The sequence below is a fragment of the Streptomyces puniciscabiei genome (genome assembly GCF_006715785.1).
GTDB lineage: Bacteria > Actinomycetota > Actinomycetes > Streptomycetales > Streptomycetaceae > Streptomyces > Streptomyces puniciscabiei.
The window spans coordinates 6,317,814-6,333,787 of sequence record NZ_VFNX01000001.1 but is presented as its reverse complement, the minus strand read 5'-3'; the positions used below and the strand labels follow the sequence as shown (position 1 = coordinate 6,333,787).

General features: G+C 70.3%; 10 protein-coding genes and 3 pseudogenes. 6 read left to right on the top strand and 7 right to left on the bottom strand.

All coding sequences use genetic code 11. The features are described from left to right. The first annotated feature begins 142 nt into the window (after positions 1 to 142). Genes FB563_RS29375 through FB563_RS29365 form a run of 3 tightly spaced genes read left to right on the top strand, consistent with a single transcriptional unit; the run spans position 143 to position 4,114 of the window. A complete protein-coding gene (locus FB563_RS29375) occupies positions 143 to 985 on the top strand; it encodes a vWA domain-containing protein (RefSeq protein WP_055704885.1) in 843 nt (280 codons plus the stop codon). 25 nt (positions 986 to 1,010) lie between these two features. Further along, positions 1,011 to 1,865 (top strand): hypothetical protein, encoded by an 855-nt coding sequence (locus FB563_RS29370; RefSeq protein WP_055704884.1) that lies wholly within the window; start codon positions 1,011 to 1,013, stop codon positions 1,863 to 1,865. Further along, entirely contained in the window at positions 1,865 to 4,114 is a 2,250-nt protein-coding gene (locus FB563_RS29365; protein WP_055704883.1) for a protein kinase family protein, read from the top strand. Before FB563_RS29370 ends, FB563_RS29365 begins: the two co-directional genes overlap by 1 nt. Positions 4,115 to 4,443: 329 nt before the next feature. Here the strand turns inward: FB563_RS29365 and FB563_RS29360 are convergent, their stop codons facing one another. From FB563_RS29360 to FB563_RS44975, 3 genes and pseudogenes are all read right to left on the bottom strand, one after another. Then, complete coding sequence (locus FB563_RS29360) at positions 4,444 to 4,887, bottom strand: hypothetical protein (RefSeq protein ID WP_234357621.1); 444 nt, start codon at positions 4,885 to 4,887, stop codon at positions 4,444 to 4,446. 43 nt (positions 4,888 to 4,930) lie between these two features. After that, positions 4,931 to 5,546: pseudogene (locus tag FB563_RS29355) on the bottom strand (restriction endonuclease). Continuing rightward, positions 5,546 to 5,680, bottom strand: a complete 135-nt coding sequence (locus FB563_RS44975) for a hypothetical protein (RefSeq protein WP_280116574.1) — start codon at positions 5,678 to 5,680, stop codon at positions 5,546 to 5,548. Before FB563_RS44975 ends, FB563_RS29355 begins: the two are co-directional and overlap by 1 nt. Positions 5,681 to 6,739: 1,059 nt before the next feature. On the opposite strand from FB563_RS44975, the gene FB563_RS29345 reads away from it, so the two are divergent. Together FB563_RS29345 and FB563_RS29340 are read left to right on the top strand one after the other, a co-directional pair. After that, positions 6,740 to 7,120: an effector-associated constant component EACC1 gene (locus FB563_RS29345; RefSeq protein ID WP_055704881.1), complete on the top strand. Its 381-nt coding sequence runs from the start codon at positions 6,740 to 6,742 to the stop codon at positions 7,118 to 7,120. A 6-nt stretch (positions 7,121 to 7,126) separates the two neighbouring features. Beyond that, complete coding sequence (locus FB563_RS29340) at positions 7,127 to 11,029, top strand: caspase, EACC1-associated type (RefSeq protein WP_055704880.1); 3,903 nt, start codon at positions 7,127 to 7,129, stop codon at positions 11,027 to 11,029. 97 nt (positions 11,030 to 11,126) lie between these two features. On the opposite strand, the gene FB563_RS43555 is transcribed toward FB563_RS29340, so the two are convergent. The 3 genes and pseudogenes from FB563_RS43555 to FB563_RS29325 form a co-directional block, all read right to left on the bottom strand. After that, positions 11,127 to 12,521: a RodZ domain-containing protein gene (locus FB563_RS43555; RefSeq protein ID WP_079048614.1), complete on the bottom strand. Its 1,395-nt coding sequence runs from the start codon at positions 12,519 to 12,521 to the stop codon at positions 11,127 to 11,129. A gap of 133 nt (positions 12,522 to 12,654) precedes the next feature. After that, complete coding sequence (locus FB563_RS29330) at positions 12,655 to 14,076, bottom strand: DEAD/DEAH box helicase (protein ID WP_055704879.1); 1,422 nt, start codon at positions 14,074 to 14,076, stop codon at positions 12,655 to 12,657. Positions 14,077 to 14,467: 391 nt separating this feature from the next. Continuing rightward, positions 14,468 to 14,716: pseudogene (locus tag FB563_RS29325) on the bottom strand (HAD family hydrolase); the annotation flags it as partial. Positions 14,717 to 14,782: 66 nt separating this feature from the next. Between FB563_RS29325 and FB563_RS29320 the strand changes: the two are divergent. After that, a pseudogene (locus FB563_RS29320) lies at positions 14,783 to 15,361 on the top strand (integrase core domain-containing protein); the annotation flags it as partial. A 52-nt stretch (positions 15,362 to 15,413) separates the two neighbouring features. On the opposite strand, the gene FB563_RS29315 reads toward FB563_RS29320, so the two are convergent. Then, positions 15,414 to 15,926, bottom strand: coding sequence for a MarR family winged helix-turn-helix transcriptional regulator (locus FB563_RS29315; protein WP_107100543.1), 513 nt, complete (start codon positions 15,924 to 15,926; stop codon positions 15,414 to 15,416). Between the last annotated feature and the right edge of the window lie 48 nt (positions 15,927 to 15,974).

Genomic DNA, 15,974 nt, shown 5'->3' with positions numbered 1-15,974 from the left:
GCAGGCCGTCGGGGGCTCATGCCGGGCGGCCGGTGGAACGGCATGTGAGTGACGATCACTTCCCCGACACCGAGACTGTGAAGGCAGTGTGAAAGCACTGGTCATTCGATATGGTGATTCCCTTCACAGCAAGGGGGGCGGAGTGCCGTACACCGCAGAGATCAGCCGAACCAATCCGGGTTGCTTCATCTTCCTCGTGGACCAGTCCGCCTCCATGAGCGATCCCATGGGCGCCGGTGAGGTCACGCAGCAGAGGGCCGAGGTCGTCTCCGACGCGATCAACCGCCTGCTGACCGAACTGTCCGTCAAGTGTGCCAAAGAGGAAGGCGTACGGGACTACTTCCACGTGGCCGTGATCGGGTACGGACACAATCACGTGGGCTCCGCATTCCAGGGGACGCTGGCCGGGCGCGACCTCGTTCCGCTGAGCGAGGTCGCCAACAACCCCGCGCGGGTGGAGAGCCGTACCAAGAAGGTGCCCGATGGCGCCGGAGGTTTGGTCGAGACCTCGGTGCAGTTCCCGGTCTGGATGGACCCGGTGACCAACGGCGGCACGCCCATGACCCGCGCCCTCGGCTACGCTGACAGCCTCGTGGCGAACTGGGTCGAGGCGCACCCGAGCGGCTTCCCGCCGATCGTGCTCAACCTAACCGACGGCGAGTCCACCGACGGCGACCCCACCAGCGCCGCCATCGCGCTGGCCTCGCACGCCACCGCCGATGGCGCGGTCCTCCTGTTCAACCTCCACGTGTCCGGCACCGGCGGCACACCGGTCACCTTCCCGGACAGCGATGAGGGGCTGCCGGACACGTACGCACGGCTGCTGTTCCAGATGTCCAGCGTGCTGCCCAGCCACATGCGCTCCTACGCGGCCTCACAGGGGCACCGTGTCAGCGAGACCACCCGGGGCTTCGTCTACAACGCGGACATCACCTCCATCGTGGAGTTCCTCGACATCGGCACCCGCGCCACCGAGCTGCGCTGACCACCGAGACGGAGCTGCGCTGACCATGGAGGACGTTTCGGCTCTGCCGGAATGCCAGCTGCTGCGGGTACCCAAGGCGGGCAACACGCTCAAGGAGTGCGAGGACGCGGGACTGTCCTGGTTCGGCGACGCGCGGGCCGACGACGAGGGCCGTACCGTCCTCCCGCTGTACGCGGCAGTGTCCGACGGCGCCTCGGAAAGCCTACTGGCGGGCGCCTGGGCGAAGCGCCTCGTCGCGGACGCCGTCGAGTCGATGTCCCTCGGCCGTGACTGGTGGGACGACGTGGACACGTTCGTCATCGACCTCATGGAGCGGTCCGCGCCTCGCTGGGAGGCGTACCTCGAGTGGTACCGGGCGGAGCGCGACGCCCGTGGCCGACCCATCACGTGGTACGAGCAACCCGGCCTGGAGAAGGGCGCGTTCGCGACCGTGTTGGGGGCGGAGGTTCGAGCCACCGTGCCCGGGAACTGTAGGGCCGATTGGTCTTGGCACGCCTTCGCCCTGGGCGACAGCTGCCTGTTCCATGTGCGGGACGGTGTCGTCCGGCGGGCCTTCCCCCTCGAGGACGTCGAGGGCTTCGGCATCACCCCCCAGCTCCTCGGGAGCCGTAACCACGACACGGCGCTGGTGGCCGAGCGGCTGCAGCTCGCCCACGGCACCCTGGCGCCAGGTGACGAAGTGCTGCTGGCCAGCGACGCGCTGGCCGCCTGGCTGCTGTCCCCTCACCACGAGCACCGCGCGCCAGGCACCGTGCTGGCCACGCTTGCCGAGTTGGGCAATGAGCCCTTCACGGAGTGGGTGGAGGACCAGCGGGTGCGCGGGCTCATGCGCAACGACGACGTGACCCTTATCCGGATACGGGTGAGAACGGAGGCGTGATGGCTGTGTCCTCCGGCGGTCGCCCCGCCACCGGAACCGGTGGGGTCCGGAAATTCCCTACGGGCGCGAACTACGCTGAGGCCCTGCAACACCCCGAACTCTGCTTCCGCGATCCTGATCTCCAGCACGGAACCGTCCAGCAGAGCCCCGTCCTCGGGCCCAAGGCGATCTCCGGCAACTTTGCCAGCGTCTTCTCCGTCACCGCGCCGGACGGGGAGCGCTACGCGCTCAAGTGCTTCACCCGGGACACCTCCGCCATCGGTGCCCGTTACACAGCGATCAGCACTGCTCTGCGCGCGCTCGACACGGGCAGCCTCTCTCAACCGTGGCCTGTGCGCTTCGAGTTTTTGGAGCAGGGCGTGCTGGCCCTCGGCGACTGGTTCCCGGTGGTCCGGATGGCGTGGGTGCAGGGCACCGACCTCATGTCGTGGATCGATCGTCACCGCCACGACTCGGCTGCCGTCCACGCCCTCGCCGATCGCTTCCTCGCGATGGTGGGCGACCTGGAGGACCATGGCATCGCCCACGGCGACCTGCAGCACGGCAACATCCTCGTGGCGGCCGACAGCACCCTGAGGCTTGTCGACTACGACGGCATGTACGTCCCCGCTCTCAAGGGCGAGGCGGCGACGGAGAACGGCCACCGCAACTACCAGTCGCCGCAACGCGGCGCCGCCGACTTCGGGCCTGCCATGGACCGCTTCTCGGCCTGGCTCATCCACCTCTCCCTGCTCGCCGTCGCTACCGACTCAAGCCTGTGGACTCAGCTTCACGACAGCCAGGGCGAGTACCTGATCCTCTCGGAGCCCGACTTCAAGGACCCGGCGACGTCACTGGCCTGGTCCGTGCTCCTCGGCCACTCCGACCAACGGCTCCGCGCGGAGGCCGCCCGCGTCCGGGGCTTCCTCGGGCAACCCTGCTCCACGCTGCCCCGCCTGACCGCCGACGCGCTCACGCTCTCCGCCCCACCCCGCAAGCGAAAGGGCGGCGCCGCGGCTCCGACGGCGACCGGCGCTACGACGGGTGCCGCGGCCCCGGCACATGCACCTTCCGGTGGCATCCCAGCCTGGCTGGTGGATCGCGTGGCGTCCGCCCCCGCCAGTGCGGTGCCGACCAGCGCGCCGGCCCCCGTCTCCGCGGGCTTCACCGGGCGCCGCCCTCGCGACCTGGCGGCCGCGGCCACCGCCGTACTGAGCACCGCCGCCCCCGGCGTGCTCACGGTCGCTGTCGGACAGCCGGCAGGCTATCTTCCCGCCGCGCAGGGGGCCGCCCTGATCGCCTCGGCCGCCGTGATCGGCGTAGGCCGGCGGCTCAGGCCGGAGTGTCGAACCGCCCACCAACGGGTCCGGGGACTACGTCGCCGGGTCCGCGAACTCAAGGATCCGGCGGGCGCACACCGGCGACTGGAACAGGAGATCCAGAAGCTGGATGCCGCCACCGCCAAGGACGGCGCGGCCACTGACAAGCGCATCCAGACCCTCCAGACCGACCTGCGCGACGGACTGGCCCGCATCACCATGGAGCTGAACCGACGCACCGACCAGTCCCGCAAGCGCAAGGCGGAGCTTCCCGCCAGAGAGCAGAGCATGATCGCCGCCGCGCTGGAACCGGCGGTGCGTCAGCACGTCGAGGTGAAGCTGCGCGCCACCTCGATCCAGGAAGCGCGGTCGCTGCCGAACATGGGCGCCAAGACGGTCGGGGCTTTGGTGCAGGCTGGTATCCGCACCGCGGCCGACTTCACGGGGGTGTCCTACTCCCAAAGCCAGGGTTCCGGGAGCCGTGTCGCCTACTTCGTCCGCCCAGGCGGCCACCACGTCCGCGTGGCCGGCGTGGGCGAAGCGCGGGCGACCGCCCTCGACGCATGGCGCCGGTCCCTGGAGCAACGGGCAAGGGCTTCCGCACCCGCCAAGCTGCCTGGGCCAGCCCTGACGAGGATCCGCGCAGAGATCGCCACGCTGCGGGCGCAGTACGACCGGGAGGTAAAGCAGGCGGAGAGCAAGGCCCAGCAGGACCGGGATGCCCTACAGAAGCGGATCACCGACGAACGGCAGAGGCTCACGGCCGACCGCCAGCAGCGCGCTATGGAGACCCAGCGCAAGCGTGCCGACCTGTTGCAACGCCAGAAGCAGTTGAGCGGCGCCGAGGCGGAACGAGCGAGGGTGAAGGGCGAACTCAGCGCCGCACGGACGGAGACCCGCCGCAACCTCGGTGTCCGGAAATACGTCACATTCCTGTTGACGGGCCACTAACCAGGCCCGAGATGAGTATGCAGCGTGAGCGGGGCTGGGCGAGAGTTGGGTGCACGCGGGCAAGGTAGATGGCGGCATCAGGTGATCAGGGCCCCCAGCACCGCGGGTGACATCTTCACGAAAATGCAGGAAGCGGACCTAGTGCCTCGTGCGCCTCACCACGCAGGTCACGGTCGTAGATGGTTCTGCCCAGCGCGCTGCGACCGGCGGTTGCGCGTCCTGAGATCGGTTTCACGCGCGGGTCGTCGATGGTCCCGCACACCTTGTCGTAGCTCTGCTGCCAGTGGTCGCCGAAGAATCCGCAGAGGGGACCACGGAGGGGAGTCTCCTCACCCGGCGTGCCCAACATGGCCTCCACCAGACCGACGGGGGCTGGGACTCCGGAATCCGTCCCGGGCCGGGAGATCAGTACACGCCTGCTCGAAACCCGTCGCACTCATCAACGAGAGCTGCTTCATCTTGAAGGTCAGTGCGTCCGACTCGATCGCATCCCCAGAGGGAGCGACGAACGTGTTGTCCGCGTCGGCGTACGTGTTGACGTCGAACAGGAATGACAAGATTCTGCCGAGCAGGAGCAGCACGGCGAGTCCGCCGGCGACGATGGGCCCGGTCGACCACGGGTGATCTGCTATCAGCCCCCGTAGATCTACGGTGATCCACTGACCGACGTCCTCGGTGAGCCACTCCCAGAGCATCTTGCCGACGGCCAGCGCGACGACCGCATACAGCAGGAACTTCAGCAGCGGGTCGAGCGACCCGTCCTCGTCGAACACCACACCCCCAGACGACTTGGGCAGCGATCACGATCTTTGCCAGTCATGCCGCACGCCTGAGTCGGCTCGGGCGGGAGCGCGCAGACAATCCGAGGAGCTCGTGCAGAGCGGCACCGTCCTCGGCCCAGCGCCGTAGCGTTTCCCGGTCGATCCAGTGGACGCCGTGCCGGTCGCCCCACGCCATGGCATCGCGGGTGAAGGCTCCGTTGGTGACGACGACAGCGTGATCGGCTTTGTGGACCGGCCCGGCCGTCCCCTTCACGGATCCGGCCGCGCTGCGGATGGTCACCGATGACGTCGGCGGCCTGGTCGCCGCCACCACCCACTCTGCGGGCCGGCCATCCATCGCGGACCAGCAGATCCCGCAGGGCGTACTCGAAGCGACGGTCGTCCATGGTGTCGAACTCCGCGAGCGTGATCCGCAGAGTGGCCAGCCGCTCCTTCTCCCGACGCCGCATCGTGGTCGCCTGCCTGATCCGCCACGCCGCGACGGCTCCCGTGAGCAGGGCGAGAGCCAGCAGGGCAGGCCAGGCCGCCTTCAGTGTGCCGACCGCCGTGGCCGCCGTCCGCGCCACCAGGACGAGCACAGCCAGGGCGACCACAGCCGCTGCGACCAGTTCCGCGGCTCCGCGAGGGCGCCGCAGACGTATCCGTCCCATCAGCGGTCGGCCGTCGCGCTGGCCGTCGGCTTCGGATCCGTCGGCGGTGTGGTGGCGGTGGACTCACTGAACCCGAACACCTGCCCCCACAGCCACACGCCGGCCAGTAAGCCGGCAATCATCCAACCGCTCATGCGCTTGGCGCTCCTGGGCTTCGGATTGCGACGGATGTGTCCGCGTACCCGGTGGAACCCCTCCGGTACCTTCGACATGTTTCCGCCTCCCGTCGGTGCGCCGCGGAGCGCGGCTCATCCCAACAAAAGGGTGTAGCAGTGGGCACTGACAGCAGCTGATGGGTCATCACGGCGCTACGTCCCGGTCGAGTCGCCATCAGGCCAGGAGGGCCACACCGTCAGGCCCATTCACGGGGCAGCGAGCCTGGGGCAGCTCAGCTGGGCGAATGCCCTTCTCAGCTCTCAAGCGGTTCACCATGGCCCTTTCCGCCAGCCCTCACGCGGCGCCTGACCGTCCGTCTCTCACCTGCGGAAACAGCCCCGGTCACGCCAAGCGGAGCTCTGCCGGCGAATGGCGAAAAGCAGCGGAAGCGCACTCACAGCCATAGTGCGCCGGAGCCGGCCCTTCGAACCGTGGTTCTGCGACCATGACCCGGGGGCGTCACAGGGTCGGGAGGCACTGGTAGGCACTGATCAACCCACCGCCGCGCCACCTCGGCCAACCGAGCCCCCACGGGGCGAATTCTCAACGCGGCGTCGTCGCGGTCCTGCGAGGACAGCGCCACGGTTGTAGGGCCGGGCCGAAGAAACCGCCGCTGGCCTCCGCCAGCGCCGGATCCAGCCTTGGTGCAGCCCGTTCAGGACAGTCTTCTGCGGCCCGTCGTCGCCTCTCGAAGCAGTGCCGAGGCCGTCATCGTCGTACAAGCGCGACATGCGCGCAGCGCTTATCACCACGAACCTTCGAACCAAGATCCGGACCATACCCGGACCAGCCGTCCGCAGCTTGTGGCGATCGGAGCTGTTTTCGCTGGTCAAACTGCATCGGTTGCCTGGAGGGGATCTGCCCTCCAGGCGCCTCGATCCCCCTGACATGAGACGCACAGGCCCGGCCATCGGCAAGCACTTTCAGGCCAACGGCCTGGAGAACACAGCAGAACGGGGCCTTCGGTGTCAGTGCCGGGCGCTAGTGTCGTTCGCCCGGCAAGGAGCCGGTGAGCCCAGGGGGAGCACGACACCGCCATGCACGACAACCACTCCGGATTCCGCATCTCCGTCGTCGACGAGGACCCGCTGCGCGCCCGCAAGGAAGCACGCGAACTGCTCGCCGCGCTGGCCGCGGCGGACTCCACGGCCAGGCTGGACCTTCCCGAACCCGGCAGCCCTGCGGGGGCCGGCGACAAGGGCGGCCCGTCCGCCGAGACCGTCGGGCTGCTGCTGAGCGCCGGTTCGTTCGTCGTCGCGCTGGTGCAGACGTGGCTGGCGCGGGTCCCTCAGCGCACCATCGTCGTCAAGCGGCCCGACGGGGCGACCCTGCACATCACCGGCAAGGAGGCCCGCGAGGACGACACGCTGATCGAGCGGTTCCTCACTGACGGCGGCGACGGGGCGACGGCGGGCTGAGCGGCGATGACCGACAACGACCGCCACGCCTTGCTCGTCGGTGTCTCCACGTACGACAGCGAGGCGTACCAGGACCTCCCGGCCGTGCGGGCCGATCTGCACTACATGCGGGCGGTTCTGGAGAACACCGAGATCGGCATGTACAACGAGTGCGCGGTGGCCGCCGAGCCGACGCGCGCGGAGATGCTGCACGCCGTCGAGACGTTCCTGGAGGCCCGGCAGCCCAGTGAGACCGCGCTGCTCTACTTCAGCGGGCACGGCGAGTACTGCGAGCAGGACGGCCAGTTGTACTTCCTGACCCGGGACACCGACCCCGCCGACCTGCCGGGCACGGCCGTACCGGCGGAGTTCCTGGAGAGGATGCTCGGGTCCTGCCGGGCCGCCTCCAAAGTGGTCCTGCTGGACTGCTGCTCCAGCGGTTCCGTCGTCCAGGGCTGGACCGCCAAGGGCCCGGCGGGGGAACCGGACCGGCCCGTGCCGAGCACCCTGCTGCGGCCGACCGGCGTGTACTTCATCACCGCGTCCGACGCTCTCCAGGCGGCCTCCGCGATGGCGCCGCCCGGCTCCGGCCTCGGCACCTCGCGGTTCACCGGTGAGATCGTCGAGGGGCTGCGCAACGGCCGGATCAAGGACGGCGGCTGGATCACCCCGGACGACCTCTTCGACTACCTGACCGCGCAGATGACCCGCGACGGCGTGCCCGAGGAGCAGCGGCCCACCAAGTCCACGATCAGGGCCACCCGCAGCCTCCCCTTCGCCCGGTCGGTGGCACGACCGGTGCGGCTTCCCTCGCTCCCCCGCGACGCCGGCGAAGCCGCCCGGCGCTCCCCCGCGCTGCTGAAGGCCCGGGCACTGGCCGAGGCGGACGAACGGGACGGCGTCGATGCGCAGCGGCTGCTGCGGTACTACGCGGACTGCCTCACCGCGCAGGCGGCGGCCGGAATGCGGCCCGACCGGGACGGCGGACGGAACGAGAGGTACTTCCTGCTCGCCCAGGGCGAGGAGACCATCCAGTCGGGCCGCGGACCGCACATCGTCGCGCCCGGATCGCTGCCCCGCCCACAGGATGGGCGGACCGGGCCGGGCACCGAGGCGGGGACGCGGCAGGAGTACTGGTACGGGTATCCGGCGATCACGCTGCCCGCGCGGGACGGCGGCCGGGGGCGGCGTGCGACGGTGGAGCTGGCGCCGCTGCTCATCCAGCAGATGGAGCTGGCGCCGGACGAGGACGGCCGGGACGTGCTCAGGCCCAGCGGTGTGCCGTCCCTGCACAGCGGTGTCGTCTCGGAACTCCTGGACGCGGGCGACGCCGCCGACCTGGTGGCCCGTTGGCAGCCGGCCTGGCAGGAGGGCAACGACGCGCAGATGCTGCGCGCCATAAGGGAGTTGCTGGAGGAGCTGGGGCTTCCGGAACTCGAACCGCTGGACCCGTCCGCGCTCAGCGACCGCACGGTCATGCAGGCACTGCGGCCCGGCGCGCACAATGCGGCCGTACTGCTCGTCCCCTCGGGCGCGGAGGCCATGGCCACCCAGGCGCTCGTGGACAACCTGCTCCAGATCTCGACGCGGACCGCGCAGATCGCGGACACCGCCCTGGACGCGCTGCTGAACGGCGGGGCCCGGCAGACGCCGGCCACGACCGCCACCGCATCAAGCCCGGTGACACTCATCGCTCCGGGGCCGTGCAACGAGAGCCAGGAACAGGTCATCTCGTCGGCGATGACACAGCCACTGACGGTGGCGACCGGGCCGCCCGGCACGGGCAAGAGCGAGGTCGTCACGGCGGTCGTCACCACCTGCATCGCCGCGGGGCAGTCGGTGCTGGTCGCCTCCACGAACAACGAGGCCGTGGACGTCGTGGCCCAGCGCTGCGACAACATCGCGCCCGGTCTGCTGATGCGGACGGGCAACGCAGAGGCGCTGGAGCGGGAGGCGGCCAAACTGGAACGGCTGCTCGCCGAACCGGTCGAGGCGCCGCGCCGCGGATCGGCCACCGTGGGCGGCGAGCTGCGCAACACCCGGGCGAGGGCCGACCGGCTGCGGGCGGAGGCGGCACACCACGTCGGTGAGGAAGAACGGCTGCTGGAACTGCTCCACGACCGTGAGGAGCGGGCCGCAGCCCTGGAGCTTCCCCTGTCCTTGCTCGAAGAGGCCTGGGCTGCTGACGCGGACGGCGTTGCATCGCTGGGCCGGTGGGCGGCGAGGGCGCGGAAGACGGCCGTGGCTCGCTGGTGGCAGCTGGGGGCACGGCGGCGTGGGCGCGCGCTCGCCGCGCTGGTCTCGGCGGGGGCGGAACACTCCGAGGGGACCGGACCGGGGTGGCCGAAGTGGGCGACGGAACGACCGGTGCCGTCCGAACTGCTGGAGTTTCTGGCCGCAATCGTGTCCGTGGAGCGGGAGGTGCGGGAGCTCGTCCGCCGGCACGGGGAATGGGACGAGGAAGGGCTCAAGGAGTCCCGGCTGGTGACGGCGGGGGCACTGTCCGGCCTGTCGGCGGAACTGTCCCGCGCGCTGTCCGCCGAGACCCTTGGCCGGGCCGCCGGGCTCATGAACCAGCGGCTCCAGGCGCTCCGCCGCCGATCCGGCTACCAGCGCAGCCAGAAGAACCTGATGACGCACATCAAGGGGTGGGCCGTCAGCACCCACTCGGTGCGGCAGCTGGAACTCACCCCGAAGCTGTTCGATCTCGTGGTCATCGACGAGGCGAGCCAGTGCTCCATTCCGTCGGTGCTGACGCTGCTGTTCCGGGCCCGCCGGGCACTGATCATCGGGGACCCCATGCAGCTCGGGCACATCCCCGGCGTGTCACCGCAGCAGGAGCGGCAGGCACGGGTGCGGGCCGGGCTGAGCGCCGCGCAACTGGAGCACCACCGCCTCACCTACCACGTGCACTCCTCGTACCACGCGGCCGAACAGCACGGCGGCAGCGCGCTGCTCCTCGACGAGCACTACCGCTGCCATCCGCGGATCGCGGACATCGTCAACGGCCACTGCTACGGCGGCCGGTTGCGGGTGCTGACGGACGTGCGGCGGCAGGCACCGGCGCACGACCCGGTGGGAGCGGCGGACCCGGCACCTGTGCTCGGCTGGGTCGACGTACCGTCGGGGGAATCGGCGCGCGGCGGCGACGGTCGGTCCTGGCGGAACGCGGTGGAGGCTGAGGCCGTGCGGCGCGTGGTCGACGGGCTGCTGGCAGGGCTTCCGCCGGACGCGACGGTGGGAGTGGTCACGCCGTTCCGGGCGCAGAAGGAGACACTGGCACGGATGTGGCGGGACGACGACCGGGTCCGGGTCGGCACCGTCCACACCTTCCAGGGCGGACAGCGCGACGTGATGGTGCTCAGCCCGGTGGCGGCGCACAACACCCCGCCCCGGACGACGCACTGGGTCGCGAGCAAGGTCAACCTGTGGAATGTGGCGGTCACCCGGGCCAAGTCGCAGCTGATCACCGTGGGCGGCCGCGCCTTCTGGCAGGGTCAGAGCGGCCTGCCGGCCCTCCTCGCGGCGCGCTCGGCCCTGCTGGGAGCCGACGAGGACGGCACGACGGCCGAGGCCGAAACGCCCGGCCCGGTGACCGCGGTCCGCGAAGACCTCGCCGACCGCCTGCAGCGGTACCTGACCGGACGAGGTATCACCGATCTGGAGCGGACGGTGCTGGTGGGCGGACATCCGGTGGACCTGCTGTTCACCGACGCCGGCATGAACACGGCGGTGCTGATGGACCCCGGCCCGGGGCCCGACGGCGACCCTGCGCGGCACCTTCGGCTCATCCACGCGCGGGGCGACCTGCTCACCGGACTGCCCTCCGGAGGCCATGGGGCCAAGCCCTGCCCGGTGAGCCGGACGGTGCGGGTACCCGCCTGGCGGATCCTGGCCGGCGACACCGCGCTGGCACCGCTGTTCGACTGAGTCCCCAACAGGGCAGCCCGGCCCGGCGGCCCGCTCAGCCGCCGGGCAGGCTCCGTGCGACGTACATCATGTGCGGGAGGTTTCCCGCCCGCAGCCATTAGTCGCTTCTGCCGTAGGTGAGACGTTCGACCTGGCCGGGCTGGAAGTCGTTCGGGACCTCCTTGCCGTTGACGACGAGCTGGAGGACGGAAGCATCGCCAAGGATCAGGGTGATCTGGTTCTTGTCCGTGAAGTTCTTGGTCTCGCCGTTGTCCAGCAGTCCGTCGAACAGAATGTGGCCGTTGTGGTCCTTCGCCGAGATCCAGCTCCGCCCGCTCCTGGCGCTCACCACGACCGTGACCCGGTCCTTCGGAGCAGCGCTCACCCGGGACGATGACGATGTGGGCGTGGACGGCGGAGCGGAAGCGTGCGACGTGACCCGCCGGGTATCCGAAGCGGTGCCGGACGGGCCGCCGCCTTTGTTGTCGTCCCCATTCCGTGTGAGGGCGAGGAGGGCACCCACGAGCGCGCTCGTCACGGCCGCAGCCACGATCAGCAGGATGATCACGCGCGGCATGCGCGAGGGTTCGGCCGGGGCACGCGGGAGAGGTTCGTCGACGCGGCCGGGATCGGCGGGAGTCTCGACCGGTACCGGCGGTGCGACACGTGGTCGGTCAGGGGTGGCGAGAGCGAGTGTGTTCGGGTCCGGGCCCGGCTTCGGGTCCGGCCCGAGCGAGCGCAGGAGCGCCTCGGGCGTGGGACGGCCGGCCGGATCCTTGGAGAGGCAGGCGGCAACCAGCGACCGCAACTCCCCCGGCACCGCGGAGAGATCCGCGGGCTCGTGCACCGACCGGTACATCAGCCCCATGGGCGTGCCGGTGCCGAACGCACTGCCCCCGGCCGCCGCGACGAGTACGGCCCCGAGCGCGAACACATCGGCGGCGCCGCTGACTTCGCCGCCCTGCGCCTGCTCGGGCGCAAGGTACCCGGGAGTGCCGAACGCCGCCCCGGTGGCGGTCAGCCGGGTGGACTCCACGGCCCGGGCGATGCCGAAATCGAGGACGCGTGGGCCGTCGTCGGCCATGATGATGTTGCCCGGCTTCAGATCCCGGTGTACGAGCCCGCAGGCGTGGACGGCTTGGAGCGCCTCGGCGAGCGCTGCCCCGAGGGACCGCAACTGCTCTTTTTCCATGGGACCTTGACGCTCGATCAGCTCGGCGAGCGTGGGCCCGGGGATGTACGCGGTGGCCAGCCAGGGCGTCTCCGCGTCGGGATCGGCGTCCACGACCGGGGCTGTGTGGAAACCGCCGACTCTGCGGGCGGCCTCGACCTCTGCGCGGAACCGTTCACGGAAGTGCGGGTCGGCCGCCAGCTCGGGGCGGGCCACCTTGACCGCGACGGCCCGACCGCCCCGTGACCGGGCGAGGTAGACCGTCCCCATGCCGCCCGCGCCCAGCTCTCGCTCGACGGTGTAGACACCGATCCGTCGTGGCAGGTCCGCGCCGTTCTCCATCGCCTGCAGGCCTCCCCCTGCGCACGGTCACCCATCCGTGACACCGTCCGGTGCGCCCCGGCCGATCGCCGGTCCCGCGTATCCGTCCAGCAGCGTAGACGAAGACGCTTCCCGGCAGGCCGGGAAGCCGTTCTCAGCCGCCGCGCCGCACCCGGGCCGCCTTGCGGGCCTCCGCGAGCTTGCGGGCCTCGCTGCTCTTGCGGGACGACCTGCCGCCGGAGCCGCCCTTCGCGTCCTTGGTGCTGCCCAGGCCGCGGAACGGGGCGTTGTGGTTCTTGGGGTGCGGTACGGCCTGCCCGCCGTCGAGAGGCTTTCCGGAGGGGGCCTTGGCGCCGGTGATCCGGCTCAGCTCCGCTTCGCCGGACCGCACTTTGGTGACCCTGGGGGTGACGTCGGCGTCCGCCATGACCTGGCTGGTTTCGCGGCGCTGTCCCGACAGGACGAGTGTCACGACGGTGCCGGAGCGGCCGGCCCGGGCCGTGCGGCCCGCGCGGTGCAGGTAGTCCTTCGGGTCGGTGGCAGGGTCGACGTTGACCACGAGGTCGAGGTCGTCGACGTGGAGGCCGCGTGCGGCGACGTTCGTCGCTACCAGCGCGGTGACCTGCCCGTTCTTGAACTGGGCCAGGGTCCGGGTGCGTTGTGGCTGGGACTTCCCGCTGTGCAGGGCGGCGGCGGCCACGCCGCTGGTCCGCAGATGCCGCGTGAGCTGGTCGACGCCGTGCTTGGTGTCCAGGAAGAGCAGGACGCGGCCGTCCCGAGCGGCGATCTCCGTGGTCACGGCGTACCGGTCCGGGCCGTGCACGACGAAGACGTGGTGCTCGATCGAGGAGACCGCGCTGGACGAGGGGTCCACGGAGTGGACGGCGGGGTCGCGCAGGTAGCGCTGCACCAGCTGGTCGACGTCGCGGTCGAGGGTGGCGGAGAACAGCATCCGCTGCCCGTCGGGACGCACCTGGTCCAGGATCTCGGTGACCTGCGGCAGGAACCCCATGTCACACACCTGGTCGGCCTCGTCCAGGATCGCGATGCGCACCCGTCCCAGTCGGCAGCCCTTGCGCTCGACGAGGTCGCGCAGCCGACCGGGTGTGGCGACGACGATCTCGGCGCCATCCCGCAGCACGGCGGCCTGCCGCCCGATGGACACTCCGCCCACCACGGTCGCGAGCCGCAGCCGCAGCGCCTCGACGTACGGTGTGAGCGCCTCACCGACCTGCTGCGCCAGCTCCCTGGTGGGCACCAGAACGAGCGCCAGCGGCTCTTTCGGCTGCGCCCGCTGTCCGGCCGTCCGGGCGAGCATCCCCAGGCCGAAGGCGAGCGTCTTGCCTGACCCTGTGCGGCCCCGGCCCAGGACGTCCCGTCCCGCGAGCGCGTTCGGCAGCGCCGCCGCCTGGATGGGGAAGGGCACAGTCACACCGCGCTCGTCGAGCACCCGCAGAATCTCGGCCGGCAACCCCAGCTGCGCGAAGGACGCCGCCGGGGGCACTGCCGAAGTGGCGCCCGGCGTCTCGGACACAACGTCCTGCTGCCGGGCATCGGCACGTGCTGATTCGCTCACAGAGAGCCTTCCTCCGAAGGGGACCGTACCGAGGAAGGCGCGGCAGGGACGCGGCCACCAGCCAGAGACACCGAACGGAGCACCGAGATAGCGACGCTGCAAAAGCGCGACAATAGCATGCGGCACGCTGCCTGCGCCAGGTGGTGCCACAGGGACACTGCCGGGAACAGGGGCGTCGGCACGGTCTTCGCCGGCATCTCCTTGGCGGTCGGATGCCGGCCTGACACACACTCCAGACCTCAACGTCCGTCCGTTCCTGGAGCTTCTTCGCACAAGCTCTAAGGAACGATCCCGTGCCAGACACGTGCCAGATCGTCCGGGGAACCACGGGGAACGGCGGGGACCAGGCCGCCGGTCAGTCAGGCCCGGCGGCCCGCTCCGCCGCAGTTCACAGCCGAGCACGGGCTGTGGTGTTCAGAATCGGACAACCGCGTACGGATGCCCGCCGGCGCATCGCGCGGTGCGCGTTGACGACGTGAGGGTGGCTGGCGGCTTCCATCATCGCCACGTAGGTCGCCGAGTCGCTGTAGGCGTAGCAGCGGCCGAGGTCGTAGCCCTCGGACGCGGCCAGCTCGCGGATCGCCTCGGCCTTCGTCGGACCGTAGGCGTGGTACTCCACCTCTCTGGTGAAGCAGCCGTCCTAGGTGTATTGACCTGAAGCGTTGTTCACACGGCTGATCGGTGGGTGGCCGCCGAGTGCGGCGGAACACGCTACGAACGCGCCCGGCCCGGCGATCTCGTCCACGTCGACGTGAAGAAGATCGGACGGATCCCGGACGGCGGAGGATGGCGGGCCCACGGCCGGGAAGCCGGCAAGACCTACGCGCAAAGGCAGGCCCGGACCGGCTACGACTACGTCCACGCCGCCGTCGATGACCACTCCCGTCTGGCCTACGCCGAGATCCACGCCGATGAGAAGGCCGACACCTGCGCCGGCTTCCTCACCCGCGCCGCCGCGTTCTTCGCCGCCCACGGCATCGACCGCATCGAACGGGTCATCACCGACAACGCCTGGAGCTACCGCAAGAGCACCGTCTTCCGCCGGGCCGTGGCCGACCTGGGCGCCGAACAACGGTTCATCCGCCCGCACTGCCACTGGACAAACGGCAAGGTCGAACGCTTCAACCGCACCCTGCAAACCGAGTGGGCCTACCGCCAGGTGTTCACCGGCAACACCGAACGCGACCGCGCACTGGCGCCATGGCTGACCTTCTACAACACTCGACGCCGACACACCGCGCTCGCAGGCCAGCCCCCGATCAGCCGACTGTCACCAAAGTCATGACCGAGTACACCTAGGGCCTGTCTGACAATGCCCAGGGCCGTATCGGCGGCGTCTATGAAGGCGGTGTGGGACGCGGTCTAGGACGCGCCCCGCTGGCAGCCTCGCTGCGGTGCGGCTCCAGGCGATCGACTGCTTGCTCGCTCCATGCCCGGATGACTGATGCCTGCTCGGGGGTCAGTGAGTCGAGGAAGTGGCGGCGGATGTTGCCGCCGTGCACGAGGATGGCACTCTGGGCGGCCCGGCGCCCCTCGGCGGTCAGCCCGATCCCCGCGCGGCGACCATCCGCCCCGTACTGGGTGCGCTTGACGAAGCCGCGTTTTTCCATGCGCGTCAGCTGGTGTGAGACGCGGCTCTTGTCCCAGTCGAGCGACTCGGAGAGCTCGCCGACACGCATCTCCCGGCCGGCGGCCTGCCACAGCGTCACCAGCACGCTGAACTCGGCCTTCGAGATGTCGCAGTCACGCTGTAGACCGCGCTCCAGCTCCCTGGTGAGCAGGCGCTGCGCGCGCATCCAGGTATCCCAGAACTCCCACTCCTCGGGTTCCAGCGATCGAGTCTCCGTCATGTCGCCGAGGATACCGCGACCAGCAGAGTTGTCACTTCAACTCCTTCG